At 64.2% G+C, this 19,729-nt stretch carries 15 protein-coding genes; 11 read left to right on the forward strand and 4 right to left on the reverse strand.

All coding sequences use genetic code 11. The annotated features are described in order from the left end of the window. The first annotated feature begins 75 nt into the window (after positions 1-75). Complete coding sequence (gene folD / locus CAER_RS0115315) at positions 76-978, forward strand: bifunctional methylenetetrahydrofolate dehydrogenase/methenyltetrahydrofolate cyclohydrolase FolD (RefSeq protein WP_027236198.1); 903 nt, start codon at positions 76-78, stop codon at positions 976-978. A gap of 84 nt (positions 979-1,062) precedes the next feature. On the opposite strand, the gene CAER_RS0115320 is transcribed toward folD, so the two are convergent. Further along, positions 1,063-1,905, reverse strand: a complete 843-nt coding sequence (locus tag CAER_RS0115320; RefSeq protein ID WP_027236199.1) for a DMT family transporter — start codon at positions 1,903-1,905, stop codon at positions 1,063-1,065. A gap of 181 nt (positions 1,906-2,086) precedes the next feature. Here CAER_RS0115320 and tdm point away from each other — a divergent pair, with 181 nt between their 5' ends. Together tdm and CAER_RS0115330 are read left to right on the forward strand one after the other, a co-directional pair. Continuing rightward, positions 2,087-4,456, forward strand: a complete 2,370-nt coding sequence (gene tdm / locus CAER_RS0115325; protein WP_027236200.1) for a trimethylamine-oxide aldolase Tdm — start codon at positions 2,087-2,089, stop codon at positions 4,454-4,456. 29 nt (positions 4,457-4,485) lie between these two features. Then, positions 4,486-4,902, forward strand: coding sequence for a group II truncated hemoglobin (locus CAER_RS0115330; RefSeq protein WP_027236201.1), 417 nt, complete (start codon positions 4,486-4,488; stop codon positions 4,900-4,902). 77 nt (positions 4,903-4,979) lie between these two features. Here CAER_RS0115330 and CAER_RS0115335 read toward each other — a convergent pair whose 3' ends face one another. The 3 genes from CAER_RS0115335 to CAER_RS0115345 form a co-directional block, all read right to left on the reverse strand. After that, entirely contained in the window at positions 4,980-6,242 is a 1,263-nt protein-coding gene (locus CAER_RS0115335; RefSeq protein WP_027236202.1) for a glycerate kinase type-2 family protein, read from the reverse strand. 80 nt (positions 6,243-6,322) lie between these two features. Continuing rightward, positions 6,323-7,300, reverse strand: coding sequence for an HpcH/HpaI aldolase/citrate lyase family protein (locus CAER_RS0115340; protein ID WP_027236203.1), 978 nt, complete (start codon positions 7,298-7,300; stop codon positions 6,323-6,325). A gap of 187 nt (positions 7,301-7,487) precedes the next feature. Then, positions 7,488-8,102 (reverse strand): response regulator transcription factor, encoded by a 615-nt coding sequence (locus CAER_RS0115345; protein ID WP_036797335.1) that lies wholly within the window; start codon positions 8,100-8,102, stop codon positions 7,488-7,490. 296 nt (positions 8,103-8,398) lie between these two features. Between CAER_RS0115345 and CAER_RS0115350 the strand changes: the two genes are divergently transcribed. From CAER_RS0115350 to CAER_RS0115385, 8 genes are all read left to right on the forward strand, one after another. Further along, positions 8,399-9,649 (forward strand): aminotransferase class V-fold PLP-dependent enzyme, encoded by a 1,251-nt coding sequence (locus CAER_RS0115350; RefSeq protein ID WP_027236205.1) that lies wholly within the window; start codon positions 8,399-8,401, stop codon positions 9,647-9,649. A gap of 32 nt (positions 9,650-9,681) precedes the next feature. Further along, positions 9,682-10,881 (forward strand): malate--CoA ligase subunit beta, encoded by a 1,200-nt coding sequence (locus CAER_RS0115355; RefSeq protein WP_027236206.1) that lies wholly within the window; start codon positions 9,682-9,684, stop codon positions 10,879-10,881. Beyond that, complete coding sequence (sucD, locus tag CAER_RS0115360; protein WP_027236207.1) at positions 10,878-11,771, forward strand: succinate--CoA ligase subunit alpha; 894 nt, start codon at positions 10,878-10,880, stop codon at positions 11,769-11,771. Before CAER_RS0115355 ends, sucD begins: the two co-directional genes overlap by 4 nt. 99 nt (positions 11,772-11,870) lie before the next feature. Continuing rightward, positions 11,871-12,842, forward strand: coding sequence for a 2-hydroxyacid dehydrogenase (locus tag CAER_RS0115365; RefSeq protein ID WP_027236208.1), 972 nt, complete (start codon positions 11,871-11,873; stop codon positions 12,840-12,842). Beyond that, entirely contained in the window at positions 12,842-15,502 is a 2,661-nt protein-coding gene (locus CAER_RS0115370; protein ID WP_027236209.1) for a phosphoenolpyruvate carboxylase, read from the forward strand. Before CAER_RS0115365 ends, CAER_RS0115370 begins: the two co-directional genes overlap by 1 nt. A 13-nt stretch (positions 15,503-15,515) precedes the next feature. Further along, a complete protein-coding gene (glyA, locus tag CAER_RS0115375) occupies positions 15,516-16,799 on the forward strand; it encodes a serine hydroxymethyltransferase (RefSeq protein ID WP_027236210.1) in 1,284 nt (427 codons plus the stop codon). A 332-nt stretch (positions 16,800-17,131) separates the two neighbouring features. Continuing rightward, positions 17,132-17,887 (forward strand): DeoR/GlpR family DNA-binding transcription regulator, encoded by a 756-nt coding sequence (locus CAER_RS0115380; RefSeq protein WP_036797337.1) that lies wholly within the window; start codon positions 17,132-17,134, stop codon positions 17,885-17,887. A 153-nt stretch (positions 17,888-18,040) separates the two neighbouring features. Continuing rightward, on the forward strand, positions 18,041-19,717 hold the full coding sequence (locus tag CAER_RS0115385; protein ID WP_027236212.1) for a Na/Pi cotransporter family protein: 1,677 nt from the start codon (positions 18,041-18,043) through the stop codon (positions 19,715-19,717). The last annotated feature ends 12 nt before the right edge of the window (positions 19,718-19,729 follow it).

The raw sequence follows: 19,729 nt of genomic DNA on the forward strand, positions 1-19,729 counted from the left end.
ACACCCGGGCCGCTGAAGCTTTGAGATGACGGGACCGGATCCGGGGCGGCGCCCCCGGCGGAAAGGAAGAGAGCAATGGCAGCAACAGTGATTGACGGCAAGGCCTTTGCGGCCAAGGTGCGCGGCCAGGTGGCGGAGCATGTGGCGCGGCTGAAAGAGGAGCATGGCATCACCCCCGGGCTGGCGGTGGTGCTGGTGGGCGAGGACCCGGCCTCTCAGGTCTATGTCCGCTCCAAGGGCAAGAGCACCGTTGAGGTGGGCATGAACTCGTTCGAGCACAAGCTGGACGCGGGCACCTCCGAGGCCGATCTGCTGGCGCTGATCGATCAGCTGAACAGCGACCCGAAGGTGCATGGCATCCTGGTGCAGCTGCCGCTGCCGGGGCATCTGGACGAGGATCTGGTGATCAACTCGATCGCGCCGGAGAAGGATGTGGACGGCTTCCACATCTCCAACGTCGGCCTGCTGGGCACCGGCCAGAAGTCGATGGTGCCCTGCACGCCCTTGGGCTGCCTGATGATGCTGCGCGAGCACCACGGCTCGCTGTCGGGCCTGGACGCGGTGGTGATCGGCCGCTCCAACATTGTCGGCAAGCCGATGGCGCAATTGCTGCTGGGCGACAGCTGCACCGTGACGATTGCGCACAGCCGCACCAAGGATCTGCCGGATGTGGTGCGCCGCGCCGACATCGTGGTGGCGGCCGTGGGCCGTCCGGAGATGGTGCCGGGCGACTGGATCAAGGAAGGCGCCACCGTGATCGACGTTGGCATCAACCGCATTGACGCGCCGGAGAAGGGCGAGGGTAAGACCCGCCTGGTGGGCGATGTGGACTATGCCTCTGCGGCTGAGCGCGCGGGCGCCATCACCCCGGTGCCGGGCGGTGTCGGCCCGATGACCATCGCCTGCCTGCTGGCCAACACGGTGACCGCCGCCTGCCGCGCCAACAACCTGGCCGAGCCGGAAGGCCTGACCGCGTAAGCGCAGAACGCTGAGGTTCAAGCAAATACTCCCGCCGGACGCCTCCGGCGGGAGTATTTGTTTGGAAAGATGAAAAGTCGGGGGTTAGAAGCCCAGGTAAGCAATGCCGCCAAAAGTGACGGCAACGCTGATCCACTGTGCGCGGTTCATACTTTCGCGCAGCACAAGCCAGGCCAGAACCACGGTAACCAGGCCGAACAGAGACGCGCTGATCGAGGCGAACTCCGGGCGGGGCAGGGTGCCGGAGTAGATCACCAAGCCAAGGGCAACAGCATCCAGCGCGCCCATCAGGCACAAAAGCGGCAGAACCTGGCGGCCTGGCAGCTGGACCACCCGCGCCAGAAGCGCGAGGCCGAGCAGGATCAGGATCGCCGCCAGGCGGGTGACGATCAGCACTGGCAGCTCGGCCCCGGCTTGGGTCGCGGCCTGGCCCGCTGCAAATGTCAGGGCAAAGCCGATGGCCCCTGCCAGCCCCCAGGCCGCCGCCTGCAGGGTCGCCGGGCTGCCGTCCTCCTGGGTGGAGAAGACCGCGATGCACCCGATGCCGCCAGCCACCACGGCCACCGCCAGCCAGTGGCCAGGCCCAACCGGCTGTCCTTGCAGCATCGCCATGCCCAGCGACAGCACCGGGTAGGCGCCAATCAGCGGCGCCACCAGCTTGACCGGTCCCAGCGCAAAGGCCCGGTAAAGCGCGTAGGAGGCCAGGGCAAAGATCGCTCCCGACAGCCCTGCCAGCCGGGCCGCCGGCAAGCTCATCGCTTGCCAGTCGCCAAAGGCAAACGCGGCGGCGGCCACCAGAATCGCCCCGCTGGCAAAGACCGTCAGCATGGCCGGAAGAATGCCGGTCCGCTGCGACACAAACCGCACGCAAAGGTCGTGGATCCCCCAGGCAAGGGCCGCCGCGAGGCCAAGGAGCAGCGAGTGCATGGCGGTTATCCTTTCGTTTGCGGCATTCACCCCCAGGAAAATGCCGCATCCCGGGCATTTGCCGTTTTTCCGCAGAAAATCAACATGTTTGTTGATTAGAGTGGCGGAAGGCAATATTCTTTTCAATAAATAAATATTCCGGAAGTGCAATTTTTGGCCGGAGTTCGACAGGAGATGCGCGATGAATGACATGAGCTTCCCTGAGGTTGTCAAAGGGCCGCCGAAGCCCTCTGGACTGTACCAGCCGTCGGTGTTTACGCTGCCGAAAGGAGTGGAGCGATACGTGGTCGAGGGCTGCGGTGCGATCCTGATCCGCCTGGAAACAGGCGACCGGGTGACTGTGACCAATGATGAGGGCGGGCAGCCTTGCGAGGTTGTTGCGGCGGAGGACAATGGCCGCATTGACGCCGGGATTATTGGTGCGGCGCCCAATAGCGATGCCAGCGGGCTGAAGGCACTGCTCACCTCCTCCGATCAGTCCTTGCGCGGTTTGCGCATGGGGATGGAGGCGCGCGGCATCGACCTGGCACAGGGCGGCGCGCTCAGGTTCTTTGACAGCACAACGCCAGCCAAGACGGAAGATAGCTTTACCGCGCAGCGTGACGGGGTGGTGATCATCGCGGCCCCTGGCGGGATCATGGATTTTGAGCGCCAGGACACGGCGACGCCGCTGACCGTCATGGTCAAGCGCGCGGTGATCAAGCAGGTGGCGCGGTTTGAATTGCCCGACCCGCTGGCGGAGCCGGTGAATGAGGTGCGGGTGCACAGCGCCACCGCGGAGAGCTATTTCGTGAAAGCCGGCGACTATATCCAGATCATCGACGTGGACGGCCGTCAGTGCACCGACTTTCAGTGTTTTGCCGCCCGCAAGCTGGACAAGGGGATTGAACACGCGCTGGACGTGACCACGACCCGGACGCTGATGGGCCATGCCTATCCGATGCCGGGGCTGCATGCGAAATACTATGATCAGGATATGCTGCCGCTGGTCGAGGTGGTGCAGGACACCGTCGGGCGGCATGACGCCTTTGCCCTGGCCTGCGCGGCGAAGTACTACGACGATATCGGCTATCCCGGCCATGTGAATTGCTCGGATAACTTCAACGCGACGCTGGCCCAGCACGGTGTGACGCCACGCGCTGGCTGGATGGCGATCAACTTCTTCTTCAACACCGGGCTGGACGAGCATGGCGTGATGTATGCCGATGAGCCCTGGACGCGGCCCGGCGACTATGTGCTGCTGCGGGCGCTGACCGATCTGGTCTGTGTCAGCTCTGCCTGCCCGGATGACACCAGCGCTGCCAACGGCTGGAACCCCACCGACATTCACGTCCGCACCTACAGCGGCCAAGAGAGTTTCAAGCGGGCGATTGCGTTCCGCGCGACCCCTGAATCGGAGCCCAAGATGACCAAGGAAACCGGTTTTCACGACCGCCTCAGCAAGATGACCCGCAATTTCGTGGAGTACAACGGCTACTGGCTGGCCAACTGCTATGCCGAATCCGGGCCGCTGGAGGAATATTGGGCCTGCCGCGAGAAATGCGTGCTGCTGGACCTGACGCCCCTGCGCAAGTTCGAGATCACCGGACCTGACGCCGAGGCGCTGTGCCAGTATATCTTTACCCGCAACATCAAGAAGCTGGCGGTTGGGCAGGTGGTCTATACCGCAATGTGCTATCCGCATGGCGGCATGATCGACGACGGCACCGTGTTCCGCTTGGGCAAGGACAACTTCCGCTGGATCGGCGGCTCGGACTACGGCGGGGAATGGATCCGCGAGCAGGCGGAAAAGCTGGGGCTGAACGTGCTGATCCGGTCCTCGACCGACATGCAGCACAATATCGCGGTGCAGGGGCCGGAGAGCCGGGATCTGCTGAAGAAGATCATCTGGACCATGCCGCATAATCCCGAACTGGAGGAGCTGGGCTGGTTCCGCTTTACGCCTGCGCGGATCGGCGGTGAGCATGGTGTGCCGGTGGTTGTGTCCCGGACCGGTTATACCGGCGAACTGGGGTATGAGATCTTCTGCCATCCGAAACATGCCAGCGAGGTTTTCGACGCAGTCTGGGAGGCCGGGCAGGACCATGGCATCCGTCCGATGGGGCTGGAGGCGCTGGATATGGTGCGGATCGAGGCCGGGCTGATCTTTGCGGGCTATGATTTCAGCGATCAGACCGACCCGTTTGAGGCGGGCATCGGCTTCACCGTTCCGCTGAAGTCGAAGGAAGATGATTTCATCGGCCGCGACGCGCTGATCCGGCGCAAGACGACGCCAGCGCGCAAGCTGGTGGGACTGGATATCGACTCGGCAATTGATGTTGGCCATGGCGACTGCGTCCACATCGGCCGGGCGCAGATCGGCGAGGTAACGTCTTCGATGCGCTCGCCGCTCTTGGGCAAGAACATCGCCCTGGCGCGGGTGGATGTGTCCTGTTCCGAGGTCGGGACCGAAGTCGAAATCGGAAAGCTTGACGGGCATCAAAAACGCCTGCCTGCCAAGATCGTACCCTTTGCGCATTACGACCCCAAAAAGACCCGGCCTCAATCCTGAGGCCGGCCGCTCTGGGGCTGGGAGGTTCAATGGTTCAAAAGCTGATAGAGCAGATCGGCGGCGAAGACGTGCTGCGCGCACTGGTTGAACGGTTCTACGACATCGTCGAGGAATCCGAGGCTGGCGCGCAGATCGTCAAGCTGCACAAGCGGGGGCATGGCATGGATCATGCCCGGATTGAGCAGTTCAACTTCCTGTCCGGTTTCATGGGCGGGCGGCGTTACTACGAAGAAAAGCACGGGCATATGGACGTGAAGCTGATGCACGCCCATGTTCCGATCACCGCGGAAGACGCCGAGAACTGGCTGAAATGCATGGATCAGGCGCTGGCGGAGCTGAAGCTGGAAGGGCCGCATGTGGAGCGGCTGCGCCAGGTGTTCCGGCGGGTGGCGTTGATGCTGGTGAACGATCTGGCCGAGTGGGGCGAGAAGCGCGCTTCAGCTTAACCGCTGCGCCTGACGCAGCGGCGGGAGCCTCCGGCGGGAGTATTTGGTGGAAGATGAAAAGCGGGAGGAGGCCGGGCTCAGCCGGGCCTTCTGAGGAAGACCTGCACATCTGCCACGTTGGTGCCGGTGCCGCCGGTCATCAGAAGCGCATCTGCGGATTTCAGGGCGGCGTAGCTGTCATTGTTGGCGAGTAATGCGTCCGGGTCCTGGCCGGAAGCCTTGATGGCCTCCCAGGTGGCAGGGGTGGCAATGCCGCCTGCTGCATCCGTGGGGCCATCGCGCCCGTCTGTGCCGCCGGAGAGGAACAGCCAGTCGCCGCTGAGGCGCCCGGCCCCCAGTTTGGCGACACGCAGGGCCAATTCCTGATTGCGGCCGCCAAGGCCGGTGCCAGTAAGCTGGACCGTGGTCTCGCCGCCGAAGATCAGCGCAACGGGTTTGTCCTTGGGAGCGGTTTCCGCAGCGGCCACAATGGTTTCCGCGGCCTCGGCCACTTTGCCGACCAGGCGGTGTGAGACCAGCTTGCAGGTCCAGTCCTCTGCCGCTGCGGCCATCATCGCCTTGAGGCTGTGGCGGTTGGAGCCGATCAGGGTGTTGGTCGCTGAGGGCGGAGTGTCCTGAGGTTCTTCAGCGGCGCTGAGATGGGATTTGACGGCCTCAGGCATGCTGCCCCAAATGCCCGCGCGCTGCAGGATTTCCCGCGCCTGAGCACGGGTGCCGATGGGCGCCACAGTCGGGCCGGAGGCAATGGCGCGCAGGTCGTCGCCGATCACGTCCGACAGGATGAAGGCCTGCACCCGGGCCGGGGCGGCATGGCGCAGCAATCCGCCGCCTTTGATGTCCGACAGCTGCTGGCGGATCAGGTTCATCTCGTTGATTTCGAGGCCCGAGGCGAGCAGCAGCTTGTTCACCGAAGACTTGTCCGCCAGGGTCAGGCCGGAGGCGGGGGCCACCATCAGGGCGGAGCCGCCGCCTGAAATCAGGGCTATCAGCCGGTCATTGGGACCGAGAGAGACCGCCAGTTCAATGGCCGCCCGGCCGGCGGCGGCGCTGGTCTCATCCGGTACCGGATGGGCGCCGCAGAGCACCGTGGCGCCGGGAATCTCCGAATAGTTTTCAGAGTTTGTGATGACCAGCGCCTGGGAAGCGTCCGGGATCAGCGTTAGCGCCTCGCGCATCATCGGGATGGCTGCTTTGCCGACGGCCAGCAGCACATTCCTGCCGCCTTCGGGCAGGGGGGAGAGCGGCGAGAACGCCAACTGGGTGCGCAGGGCTTTGGCCGGGTCTGCCCGGTCGACAGCGGCCTGAAACAGGGCCTTGGCGGTGGTCAGCAATCCGGTCATACGCATCTCCCTGGCATAGCGGCGCTTAGCCGCCCCGGCCGAAGCCGGGACGGCGTAAGGTGTTGAAACCGAACGGCGGCTTAGTTGCCGGCGATCTGCTTGGCCTTTTCCACCAGCACTTCTGCCTGGCGGATCGAGGCATAGTCAATCAGGCGGCCATCCAGCGATACCGCGCCTTTGCCGGCGGCTTCAGCTTCGGCCATGGCTTCCAGGATGCGGTGCGCCTTGGTGATTTCGGCGTCCGACGGTGACATCACTTCGTTGGCCAGTTCGATCTGGCTGGGGTGGATCGCCCATTTGCCTTCGCAGCCCAGAACCGCGGCACGTTTGGCGGCGGCCTTGTAGCCTTCCTTGTCCTGGAAATCACCGAACGGGCCGTCAATCGGGCGCAGGCCGTTGGCGCGCGCGGCCACCACCATGCGGGCCAGTGCATAGTGCCACATGTCGCCCCAGTGCACATCGCGCGAGCCGTCTCCGGCCGGGTCGGTCAGCACCGAGTAATCGGGGTTCACGCCGCCGATGATGGTGGTGCGGGCGCGGGTCGATGCGGCATAGTCGGCAACCCCGAAATGCAGCGATTCATTGCGCTTGGAGGCTGCGGCAATTTCACTCACATTCTGCATGCCAAGCGCGGTCTCGATGATGTGCTCAAAGCCGATCCGCTTCTTCAGGCCCTTGGCGTCTTCGATCTGGGTGACCAGCATGTCGACGGCGTAAACATCGGCCGCGGTGCCCACCTTGGGGACCATGATCAGGTCGAGCCGTTCGCCTGCCTGTTCAACCACATCGACCACGTCGCGGTACATGTAGTGGGTGTCGAGCCCGTTGATTCGCACAGACATGGATTTGTTGCCCCAGTCGATGTCGTTCAGGGCTTCGATGATATTCTTGCGGGCCTGGTCCTTCTCGTCCGGCGCAACCGCGTCTTCGAGATCCAGGAAGATCACGTCGACATCTGATTTTGCTGCTTTTTCAAACATTTGCGGCTGCGAGCCAGGGATTGCCAGCTCGCTGCGGTTCAGGCGGCCAGGGGCCTGTTCGATGGTATGAAACGACATGGGTGCGCTCCTCATTCGCAATGGGGTTTCGTCCTCTCCACTCTAGGCATTCCCCATGAGAAGGTTTCCTGTCAAGAAAAAAGTTTTCATTTAAATACATTCGCGCGGATGCGCGCCCGCGCGTCGCGCCCCCGCGGGCGCACGCGTATGCGCACACGCGTGCGAGGCGCGAAGCGGCAGGGCGGGGTTATTCCTCCAGGCTGAAATCGCCCTTGGCAGCGCGGTTGGCGTAGTAGAACGCAATCGCCTGGGCGCGGTTCTTGACCGAGAGTTTTTCGTAGAGGTTCGACAGGTGGAACTTCACCGTGTTGGTCGAAATCTCCAGCTCCTTGCTGAGCTCTTTGTTGGTGAGCCCCTTGGACAGCGCCTCAAGCATCGTGCGCTCGCGGCGCGACAACTGCTCAATCGGATCGGTCTGCAGGCCGCGGACGTCGAGGAAGGGGAAAACCATCTTGCCCGAAGCCACGGCCAGGCAGGTGTCCAGAAGCCCGTCGACAGCGCTGGAACGCGGCGCAAAGCCAGCCGCGCCGGCGCTCATCGCCTTGCGCGGCACGTCGCCGCTGTCGTCGGCATAGACCACCAGCCGCGGCGCATTGGTCTGGTCGCGCAGCACCTCGATCAGCTTGGCGCCGCCGAGCGCGGGCAGGTTCCAGTCGATAATCCCGACCTGAACCGGCACCCGCATCACAGTTCCGAGGAAGCCTTCGGCGGTGGCGGAGGTGGCGACCAGCGAGAATCGCGGGTCCTTATCGAAGATCTCGGACATCGCCGACAGCACCAGCGGATTTGCGTCAGCAAGCATGACCGATATCGGGGAAACTTTGTCGCTTATAGGTGCCATTTGGTGCCCTTTTGTGAAAAACTACCCGGATGGGTAGGGAGATTTTCGGTATGCAACGGTATTTTTACCGCTTTGGGTAGGATTTTCCCCATCCATTTAGATACCCAAAAGCAGGATATAGGAATGTTGCGGGTTTTGTCGACCTAGGGTTTCCTAGCGTTAACAGATGTTGACCGTCAGGAAACAAACCTTCCCAAAGTGAAGAAGGCCCGTGACCTCCGGCGCATCGGCAACGGACACCAAAGAGGTTTGACCCGATGACAGAACCCACGATCTTCCCCAGCCTGGAAATCCCGGAAACTCTGGCCGCAGGCCCTGGCCCGGGCAATACCGATCCCCGCGTGCTGCAGGCGTTTGCCAACACCGGCCTGGCCGACCACATGCAGGCGGACGTGCTGCGCGGCATGATCGAGTGCAAGCAGATGCTGCGTGACCTGTGGGGCACTGCCAACACCTACACCTACGGCGTCGGCGGCACCGGCTTCTCGGGGCTGGATTGCATGCTGAACGCAATTCTGCCGGGCGACACCGTGGTTGCGTTCCAGAACGGCACCTTCTCCGGCATCGACGCAATGACCATCCGGATGAAGGCCGCCACCCGCGAGGAACTGGCCGCCGATGCGATGAACCCGCAGCCTGCCTCCGTCACCGTGATTGACGTGCCGCACGGCGAGTCGGTCTCCGGCAAACTGGTGGAGCAGGTGCTGGCTGAGAAGAAACCCAAGTGGGCCTTCATGGCGCATTGGGAAACCGGCTCGGGCCGCATCAACGACCTCAAGAGCTTCTCGGACGCTTGTGTGAAGCATGGCGTGATGGGCCTCATTGACGCGGTATCCTCGCTGGGCATCGAAGACTTTTCGATCGACGATTACCCGGGCGTTGCCGGCTGGGCCTCCTGCCCGCAGAAAGGCGTGCTGTGCCTGCCGCTGACCTATGCGCCGGTGTCCTTCACCGACAAGTATATTCAGACCGTGCGTGAGAACGGCTGCCATTCCTATGTCCACAACCCGATCCTGGAAGCCCGCCACTGGGGCATCGTGGACGGTCAGGACGTTGCCGCCGGCACCTACCACCGCACTCATTCCGGCTATGCGGTTGCCGCCTTCCACGAGGCGCTGCGCATCACCCTGCAGCACGGCCGTGCCCAGAAGGCCCGCGACTATGCCTTCCACGAGAAAGCGCTGCGCGATGCCGTGACCGCGATGGGCTGCGACGTGACCAGCAACATGACCAGCCTGGTGGTTCTGAACCTGCCCGGCGATCTGGCCGGGCGCGAAAAAGAACTGGTTGGCAACTGCCGCGCCGTCGGTTTCGGCATCTGGCCGACCCTGTCGGAGCCGGTCCAGGTCCGCATCGGCATCCTGAACCAGATCACCCCTGCCGCCATCACCGACATCGTCAACCGCTTCGGCAAGGCGATGAATGATATGGGCGCAAACGTCGACATGGACGCGATCAACGCCCTGCTCGACCGGCACTACTCCGCAGCCCTCGAGGCCGCTGAGTAACTTATTCCGACATCCATGAGGAGGAGAGGACCATGGATATCCACGAGTATCAGGCCAAGGAAGTTCTGAGCAACTTCGGCGTGACCGTTCCGCCGGGCGCGCTGGCCTACAGCCCCGAGCAGGCGGCCTACCGCGCACGGGAACTGGGCGGCGACAAATGGATCGTCAAGGCCCAGGTCCATGCCGGCGGCCGCGGCAAGGCGGGCGGCGTCAAGCTGTGCAACTCCGAAGCTGAGATCTATGAGGCGACCGAAAACCTGTTCGGCAAAAAGCTGGTGACCCACCAGACCGGCCCCGAAGGCAAAGGCATCTACCGTGTCTATGTCGAAGGTGCGGTACCGATCGCCCGCGAGATCTATCTGGGCTTTGTGCTGGACCGGTCCAGCCAGCGGGTGATGATCGTTGCCTCGTCCGAAGGCGGTATGGAGATTGAGGAGATCTCTGCCGAGCGGCCCGAGTCCATCGTGCGCTCGACCGTTGAACCGGCAGTCGGCCTGCAGGATTTCCAGGCGCGCGAGATTGCTTTTGCCCTGGGCATCGAGCCGGCGATGACGCAGCAGATGGTGCGCACGCTCAAAGGCTGCTATCAGGCGTTTTCGGAACTGGATGCCACCATGGTTGAGATCAACCCGCTGGTGGTCACCTCGGACAACCGGGTCATCGCGCTGGATGCCAAGATGACCTTTGACGACAACGCCCTTTTCCGCCACCCGCAGATCGCTGAGCTGCGCGACAAGAGCCAGGAAGACCCGCGCGAAAGCCGCGCCGCCGACCGCGGCCTGTCTTATGTCGGCCTGGAAGGCAACATCGGCTGCATCGTGAACGGCGCAGGCCTGGCGATGGCAACTATGGACACCATCAAGCTGGCCGGCGGTGAGCCTGCCAACTTCCTGGACATCGGCGGCGGTGCCACGCCCGAGCGGGTCGCCAAGGCGTTCCGCCTGGTGATGTCCGACAGCAACGTGCAGGCGGTTCTGGTCAATATCTTCGCCGGTATCAACCGCTGCGACTGGGTGGCGGAGGGCGTCGTGCAGGCGCTGCGCGAAGTGCAGGTCGACGTGCCCGTGGTGGTCCGCCTTGCCGGCACAAACGTGGAGGAAGGCCAGAAGATCCTGGCCCAGTCCGGCCTGCCGCTGATCCGCGCAACCTCGCTGATGGAAGCCGCTGAGCGGGCCGTTGGTGCGTGGAAAAACGACCTCGACCAGAACACTCGTGTGAGGGCAGTTAAATGAGCATCCTTCTTGATCGCGAAAGCAAAGTCATCGTTCAGGGCATCACCGGCAAGATTGCCCGGTTCCACACCAAGGATATGATCGAATACGGAACCAACGTCGTAGGCGGCGTTGTACCGGGCAAGGGCGGCGAGACCGTCGAGGGCGTGCCTGTCTTCAACACCGTGAAGGAAGCGGTGGAGGCCACCGGCGCCAATGCCTCCTTGGTGTTCGTGCCGCCGCCGTTTGCAGCCGACTCCATCATGGAAGCGGCGGATGCGGGCATCAACTATTGCGTCTGCATCACCGACGGCATCCCGGCGCAGGACATGATCCGGGTGAAACGCTACATGTACCGCTATCCGAAGGATAAGCGGATGATCCTGACCGGACCGAACTGCGCGGGCACCATCTCGCCGGGCAAGGCGCTGCTGGGCATCATGCCGGGCCACATCTACCTGCCGGGCACCGTGGGCATCATCGGCCGGTCCGGCACCCTGGGGTATGAAGCCGCGGCGCAGTTGAAAGAGCTGGGCCTGGGGGTTTCCACCTCCGTCGGCATCGGTGGCGATCCGATCAACGGCTCCTCCTTCAAGGATATCCTGGAATGGTTCGAGAAGGATCCGGAAACCGAGGTCATCGCGATGATCGGTGAAATCGGCGGCCCGCAAGAAGCAGAAGCGGCGGATTACATCAAGAACCACGTGACCAAGCCGGTTGTGGCCTATGTCGCGGGTCTGACCGCACCCAAGGGCCGCACCATGGGCCACGCGGGCGCGATCATCTCGGCCTTCGGCGAGAGCGCCTCCGAGAAGGTGGAGATCCTGTCGGCGGCCGGCGTGACCGTTGCCGAAAACCCCGCAGTGATCGGCGAAACCATCGCAAGCGTGATGAAAAAGAACGCCGCCTGATCCGGCTTTGGGTCAGGCGCGACGCTCCACCCCTGGCCTGGGGCAATGGCGGGGGTGGAGCGCATTAATAAAGCATAAGCACGACAGGGAGATGACATCATGGCAAAGCCCAAGGTTCTTGTGACCCGCCGCTGGCCCGCCGCAGTCGAGGCGCAGCTTTCTGAAGCCTTTGATGCTGTGCTGAATACCGGTGACACGCCGCTGAGCGAAGGCGAGCTGCGCGATGCGATGAGATCCTATGACGCGGTGCTGCCGACCGTGACCGACAGGATTTCCGCCAAGGCGTTCGACATCGCCAAGCCGCAAGCCCGGATCATTGCCAACTACGGTGTTGGCTACTCTCACATTGATATGCACGGCGCAGCAGGTCACAGCATGACGGTGACCAACACGCCGGATGTGCTCAGCGAATGCACTGCTGATATCGCCATGACGCTGCTTTTGATGGTGGCCCGTCGCGCGAGCGAGGGCGAGCGCGAGCTGCGCGCCGGTCAGTGGACCGGCTGGCGCCCGACACATCTGGTCGGCACCAAGGTCTCCGGCAAGACGCTGGGCATCGTCGGTTTCGGCCGCATCGGCCAGGAAATGGCCCGGCGTGCCCACCACGGGTTCGGCATGAAGATCGTGGTGCAGAACCGCTCCCGCGTGTCACCTGATGTGCTGGCCCGCTACAACGCGACCCAGACAGACAGCCTGGAAGAGCTGATGCCGCAGTGCGACTTTGTCTCGCTGCACTGCCCCGGCGGGGCTGCAAACCGGCATCTGATCAACACCCGGATGCTGAACCTGATGAAGCCGGACGCCTTCCTTATTAATACGGCCCGCGGCGAAGTGATCGACGAACTGGCCCTGTCCCGCGCCCTGTGGTTCGAAACCATCGGCGGCGCCGGGCTGGATGTGTTCGACGGCGAGCCGTGCATCAACCCGGACCTGATGGATTGCGACAACCTGGTGATGCTGCCGCACCTGGGCAGTGCCACCCGGGAGGCGCGCGAGGCGATGGGCTTTCGCGTGATTGATAACCTGACCGATTTCTTTGCAGGGCGCGAGCCGCGCGACCGGGTGATGTGATGGGAGATCCTGCCGAAACAACTCATGCCGGGGTCGAAGACACCGGCTATGCTGCCGGGCTTCGCAATGAACTCCACGGCTTGTGGCTGGATGTTCTGCGCCAGCGCGCGCCCGAAGTGGCCCAGAAGGCCATTGGCGAGTCCGCCTGGGACCTGTCCGGCGATCAGCCGGCGACCCCTTATCTGCAGGCCTTCAACATCTGGTTCCAGCTGCTGAAGATCGTCGAGGAGAACGCCGCCATGCGCGACCGCCGCATGGCCGAGACCCAGGATGGCCCGGAAGTGGTCGAAGGCAGCTTTGCCCGCGCCCTCGACCTGGCCGGGGAGCTGGCCACGCCGGAACGGCTCCAGGAGGTGGCAAGCCAATTCTCCATCGGCCCGACCCTGACCGCGCACCCGACCGAGGCCAAGCGCGTCACCATCCTGGAAATCCACCGCCGTATCTACCGCGGGCTGGTGTCGCTGGAGGCCAAGCGCTGGACCCCGCGCGAGCGGGTTGAGCTGCTGGAGGACCTGCGCTCCGAGATCGACCTCTTGTGGATGACGGGCGAGCTGCGCCGCGACCGCCCCAGCCTGCAGGACGAAATCCAATGGGGCCTGCAGTTCTTCCGCGACAGCCTGTACGAGGCGGTGCCGCAACTGTTTGATCGCTACATTGCCGCTGCCGAGCCGCGCCTGGGCGCCACCGCCGATGCGCCCTGCCTCAAGTTCCACTCCTGGATCGGCGGCGACCGCGACGGCAACCCGAATGTTACGGTGGAGGCGACCGCGGCAGCGCTGACAGCGAACCGGGCAGCGATCCTGAAACGCTACCAGAAAGCGCTGACCACCGCAGCCGAGCGGATTTCCATCTCCGCGGCTGTGTTTGCTTTGCCTGGCAGTGCCACCGCACGGCTGGCAAAGATCATCGAAGCTGCACCAGGTGCTGCCGGTTTCGAAGCCCGCAATCCCGGGGAAGTCTTCCGTCAGGCTTTGACAGCAATCCTGGCCCGCATCCGGGCAACCGCAGCCGAAGAACCCGGCGCCTACGCCCACCTTGGCGACTTCATCAGCGACCTCACCCAAGTCGAGGAAGCGCTGGAAGAAATCGGTGCACACCGGCTGGCGGCCCGCTATGTCCGCCCGATCCGTTGGCAGGCCGATGTCTTTGGCTTCCGCACGGTGACGCTGGACGTCCGCCAGAACTCCACCGTGACCACCAAAACGCTGACCGAAATCTGGGCGCGCTCTGGTGATGTGCCCGAATTCGGCAGCCCCGGGTGGTCCGAACGGCTGCGCCGCGAACTGGGCAGCGCCTCGCTGCCTTACATGATGCCGGATGAGCTCAGCCCGCAAAGCGGCGAGCTGCTGAAGCTGCTGCGGCTGATGCGCGATGCCGGGGCTGGCGAAGATCCCCAGGCAATGGGTCCTTTCATCCTGTCGATGACCCGCTCTACCGACGATCTGCTGGGGGTCTACCTGCTGGCGCGCTACGCCGGGTTCGGAGCCGAAAAGGCAGCGCTGAAAGTTGTGCCGCTGTTTGAAACCATCGGCGACCTTCGGGCGGCCCCTGGCATTCTCAGCGGCCTCTTGGACGTCCCCTTCGCCCGCCGTTCGCTGAAATCCGGCGACAACCGGATCGAGGTGATGCTGGGCTATTCCGACAGCAACAAGGACGGCGGCTTCCTATGTTCCACTTGGGAGCTTGAAAAAGCGCAGCGCCTGATCACCCGCACCCTGGCGGCGCACCGGATGCAGCCGGTCTTCTTCCATGGCCGCGGCGGCTCGGTCTCGCGCGGGGGCGCCCCGGCTGAGCGCGCCATTGCCGCCCAGCCCGCGGGCACCATTGCAGGCCGGATGCGGATCACTGAGCAGGGCGAGGTGGTCAGCTCCAAATACGCCAACCGCGGCACCGCGCTGCACCAGCTGGAGCTTATGGCCTCTTCCGTGCTGCGCCATTCGCTGCAGGAAGGCACACCGCCGGTGAACCCGGAGCACGATGATGCGTTCGAGGCGCTGGCGGGCATGTCCCAGGCGGCGTATTCCAACCTGCTGAACGGGCCTGGTTTCCTGGACTATTTCCAGCAGGCCAGCCCTGTGGAAGAACTGGCGATGCTCAAGATCGGCTCGCGCCCCGCCCGCCGCTTCGGGGCCGGGTCGCTGGAGGATTTGCGGGCGATCCCCTGGGTCTTTGCCTGGTCGCAGAACCGCCACATGATCACCGGCTGGTATGGCTTCGGCTCTGCAGTTGCCAGTTTCCGCAAGTTCCGCAGCGCGCGCGGCGAGGCGGTGCTGCAGGACATGTTCAGCAATTCGCCGCTGTTCCGGCTGGTTGTGGATGAGGTCGAAAAGACCCTGCTGCAAAGCGACATGGACATCGCCGCCGATTACGCGAGCTTGGTGCAGGACGCGGAAATCCGTGAGCGGACCTTTGGCTCTATCCGCAAGGAGTATCAGCTGGCCCGCGAAGCCATCCTGTTCCTGACCGGAGACTGCAGCCTGGCCGCCCGTTTCCCGCGCCTGCGCGCCCGCTTCGGCCGGGTCGAGACCATGCTGCGCGAAATCCATAAAACCCAGGTGCGCCTCCTGCGGGAAGAACGCGCCCGGAAATCTTCTACAGTGCCGGTCCCGCTGATGCAGTCGATGAACTGTGTGGCCGCGGGCCTTGGCTGGACTGGATAGACAGGAGCCCCGAATGTCCAAAGACCTCTTTTTCACCCAATCCCTCGCCGAGCGCGATCCTGAGCTTTATGCCTCGATCACCGCGGAACTGGGCCGCCAGCGCGACGAGATCGAGCTGATTGCCTCCGAGAACATCGTCTCCGCCGCGGTGATGGAAGCGCAGGGCTCTGTGCTGACCAACAAATACGCCGAAGGCTACCCGGGGCGCCGCTACTACGGCGGCTGCCAGTATGTCGATGTCGCCGAAAACCTGGCGATCGACCGCGCCAAGCAGCTCTTTGGCTGCGAATTCGCCAACGTGCAGCCGAACTCCGGCTCCCAGGCGAACCAGGGCGTGTTCCAGGCGCTGATCCAGCCCGGCGACACCATCCTCGGCATGGATCTGGCCTCCGGCGGCCACCTGACCCACGGCGCGGCGCCGAACCAGTCGGGCAAGTGGTTCAACGCGGTGCACTACGGCGTGCGCAAAAGCGACAACCTGATCGACTACGACCAGATCCAGGCACTGGCCACCGAGCACCAGCCCAAGCTGATCATCGCCGGCGGCTCCGCCATCCCGCGCCAGATCGACTTTGCCAAGTTCCGTGAAATCGCGGACAGCGTCGGCGCCTACTTCATGGTCGACATGGCCCATATCGCGGGCCTGATCGCCGCCGGTGAGCACCCCTCGCCGTTCCCGCATGCGCATGTCGCCACCACAACCACCCACAAGACCCTGCGCGGCCCCCGCGGCGGCATGATCGTGACCAACGACGAGGCGATCGCCAAGAAAGTGAACTCGGCGATCTTCCCTGGCATCCAGGGCGGCCCGCTGATGCATGTGATCGCAGGCAAGGCGGCGGCCTTCGGCGAGGCGCTGAAGCCGGAGTTCAAGGAATATCAGAAGCAGGTGCGGGCAAACGCGGCGGCGCTGGCGGACCAGCTGATCCAGGGCGGCCTGGACATCGTGACCGGCGGCACCGACACCCATGTGATGCTGGTCGACCTGCGGCCCAAGGGCGTGACCGGCAACATCGCCGACAAGGCGCTGGGCCGCGCCCACATCACCACCAACAAGAACGGCATCCCGTTCGACCCGGAAAAGCCGACCGTGACCTCCGGCTTGCGCCTGGGCACGCCTGCCGGCACCACCCGCGGCTTCGGCGAGGCCGAGTTCCGCCAGATCGCCGACCTGATCATCGAGGTGATCGACGGGCTGGCGGCCAACGGTGAGGACGGCAACGCGGATGTGGAAGCCTCGGTGCGCGCCAAGGTCGCGGACCTCTGCGCCAAATTCCCGCTGTACCCGAACCTGTAAGCCCTTTCGCAGGTCTAAAGAAATTGAACCGCCGCGGCCCGTCAGCCGCGGCGGTTTTGCTTTGCCGCACAGGCAGCCCTCCCGCGCCCCGCCCAACGCCTTTGGGGCGGCCGCAGGCGGGCCTGAAAGGGGCGGGAGCGTTTGGCGGCGGGACGGGAGGGCAGGGATGTTTTGCAAGGGGATTCCGCAAATCTGCCGGGAAAGTCCAAAAATTTGTGGGAAACTGTGGGGTGTTGCTGTAATACGGCGGCAAGCGATGCCTAATCGCATGAAGTCTGCAGTTGCTTACAGGTTGCCTCTTGCCGGAGTCTCTTTCCCTTTCCCACCGCGAAATGGAGCTTGTTGACGCCTTGCGCCGTCTGGGCGGTTCGGCCCGCAGTGCGGAGCTTGCCAGGATGCTTGATGTCTCCGAGGAAACGGTGCGCCGCACCATCAAGGCCCTGGACAAGGCGGGTGCTGTGCAGCGCGTGCACGGCGGTGCCTTTCTGGCCGGGCCGCAAAGTGCCACCAGCTTTGCCCGGCGCATATCCGAGAACCAGAAGGAGAAGGCGCAGATTGCCGCCCGGGTTGCCGCGCATGTCCGCGATGGCATGGCGCTGTTTCTGGATGTGGGCTCCACCACCGCGTTTGCCGCCGAGGAGCTGCGGCAGAAATCCGGCCTGGTCGTGGTGACCAACTCCATAGGCGCCGCACAGACGCTGGCAAACCATAACGGCAACCGGGTGCATTTCCTGGGCGGCGAATTGCAAAGCAATGAGCGCGGCACATTCGGCTTTGTCACCGAACAGCAGGTGCGCCGCTTTGCGCTGGACCTGGCCATCCTGTCGGCGGACGGGTTTTCCGCCAAGCAGGGGATCCTGTACCACAGCGCAGCTGAGGCGCAGCTCGCGCGCGTTGTTGCGGAGTGCACCGACCAGCTTGCTGTCGCAATCGCCCATCCCAAGTTTGACGAAACCGCACCGCATTGCGGCCCGTCACCGCGCAGAATCGATCTTTTGTTCACGGATCAGGCTCCTGGCAAAAAACTGGCTGCTGCGCTGGATGGCTGGGGCGTAAGGACAGACATCGCGCCTGGAAAACAAGGGTGAGTAAACTGGCTGCAATTCAGGCCGCGGCTCAAGGCTGGAATGCCGGGGCTTTGCGCTTGCACCCGTTGCACCTGTGCCCTGGCTGCGCTGGTACGGCTATCATCCTCCTTGGGACAGATGTTTCCTTGCCGGGAGAGGCGACTGGAACCTGATATGGCGATACTGACATTTCTGATCAGCCTCGCGGGCGCGACGATGCTGCTGCTGTATGCGGTGCGGATGGTGCGCACCGGTATCGAGCGCAGCTATGGCGCCTCGTTCCAGCGGCTGCTGACCGGGCGGCAGAGCCATCTGCAGGCGGGCCTGATGGGGCTGATCCTCGCCATCGTGCTGCAAAGCTCGGCCGCGGTGGCGCTGCTCACATCCGGCTTCGCCGCCAGCGGCTATCTCGCCTTTCCAACCGGGCTGGCGATCGTGCTGGGCGGCGATCTCGGCTCGGCGCTGATCATCCAGATCCTGTCGTTCAAGCTCGACTGGCTGGTGCCGGTGCTGCTGGCGGCGGGCGGCTACCTGTTTGTGAAGACCGAGGCCAAAAAGGCGCGGCAGCTGGGGCGGATCCTGATGGGAGTCGCCTTCATATTGATATCGCTCAGGTTTCTGCGCGAGGCGATGGATCCGATCCGCGGCAGCGCCTTCCTGCCCGCCATCGCGGGCTACCTCGCGCGCGACTATGTCACCGCCTTTCTGGCGGGCGGCGCGCTGGCCTTTGTGATGCATTCCTCCGTCGCGGCGATCCTGATGTGCGTCACCCTGGTGCAGATCGGCGCCCTTCCCTTTGCCGCCGGGCTGTCGCTGGTTCTGGGGGCGAATTTCGGCTCCGCCTTCATTCCGGTCTGGCTCAGCCGCGGCATGGACCTGCGGGCGCGGCGCATTCCCTATGCCAACCTGGCCCTGCGCGGCACCTGGGCGGTGCTGTGCCTGTTCGGCGCCAATCTGGCGCTGCGGGTGGGCTGGCTCGGCGATCCGCAGGGCGGCCAGATGCTGGTCAGCGCGCATCTCGCCTTCAACGCCGCGCTTTTGCTGCTGGCGCTGCCGCTCTGCACCCCGCTTGGCGGTGTCTTCGCGCGGCTGTTCCCGGACCCGGCGGCGCCCAGGGCGCAGCCGCCGGGGCGGCCGGTCAGCGCGCTGGAGCAGGGCAGCTACGGCTCGCCCGCGCAGGCCGTGGCCAACCTCAAGCGCGAGCTGCTGCGGATGGCCGACCAGGTGGGCGCCATGTTCCGCCCGGTGCTGGAGCTGTACGAGGGCGGCAGCAAGGAGCAGATCCGTGCTGTGCAGCAGATGGACGAAGAGGTCAACGCCTGCCTGTCGGGCATCCGCCAGTATGTGGCGGCGGTTCCGGAGGAGGCGTTCAGCGAGGAGCAGCTGAAGACCGCCCGCAGCCTGATGGAATACGCCATCCGGCTGGAGACCGCGGGCGATGTGGTGGCCCGCCGCCTGACGGTGCTGGCCGGCGAGATGCGCAAGAAGGAGCTGCGGTTTTCCCGCGACGGCTGGCTGGAGATCACCCGCATGCATGAGGCGATCCTGGCCAATATGCAGCTGGCCTCCAACGTGCTGATTTCCGATGACCTGGAGAGCGCGCGGCTGTTGAGCCTGGAGAAGACCGAGCTGAAGCGGATGGAGCGCGACAGCCGCAAGCGCCACCTGCGGCGGCTGCAGCACGGCGCCCGCGACAGTTTCGACACCTCGGACATCCACCTCGAGACGCTGCGCGCCTTGCGCGAATTCAACAGCCACATCGCCGCGGTGGCCTATCCGGTGCTCTACCGCAACGGCCAGCTGCTGGAGACCCGCCTGATCGAGGAGATGCGGCCGGAAGGAACCGATTAATGCACGTCCCGG

The sequence above is a fragment of the Leisingera caerulea DSM 24564 genome, assembly GCF_000473325.1.
In the GTDB taxonomy this organism is placed as follows: Bacteria; Pseudomonadota; Alphaproteobacteria; order Rhodobacterales; family Rhodobacteraceae; genus Leisingera; species Leisingera caerulea.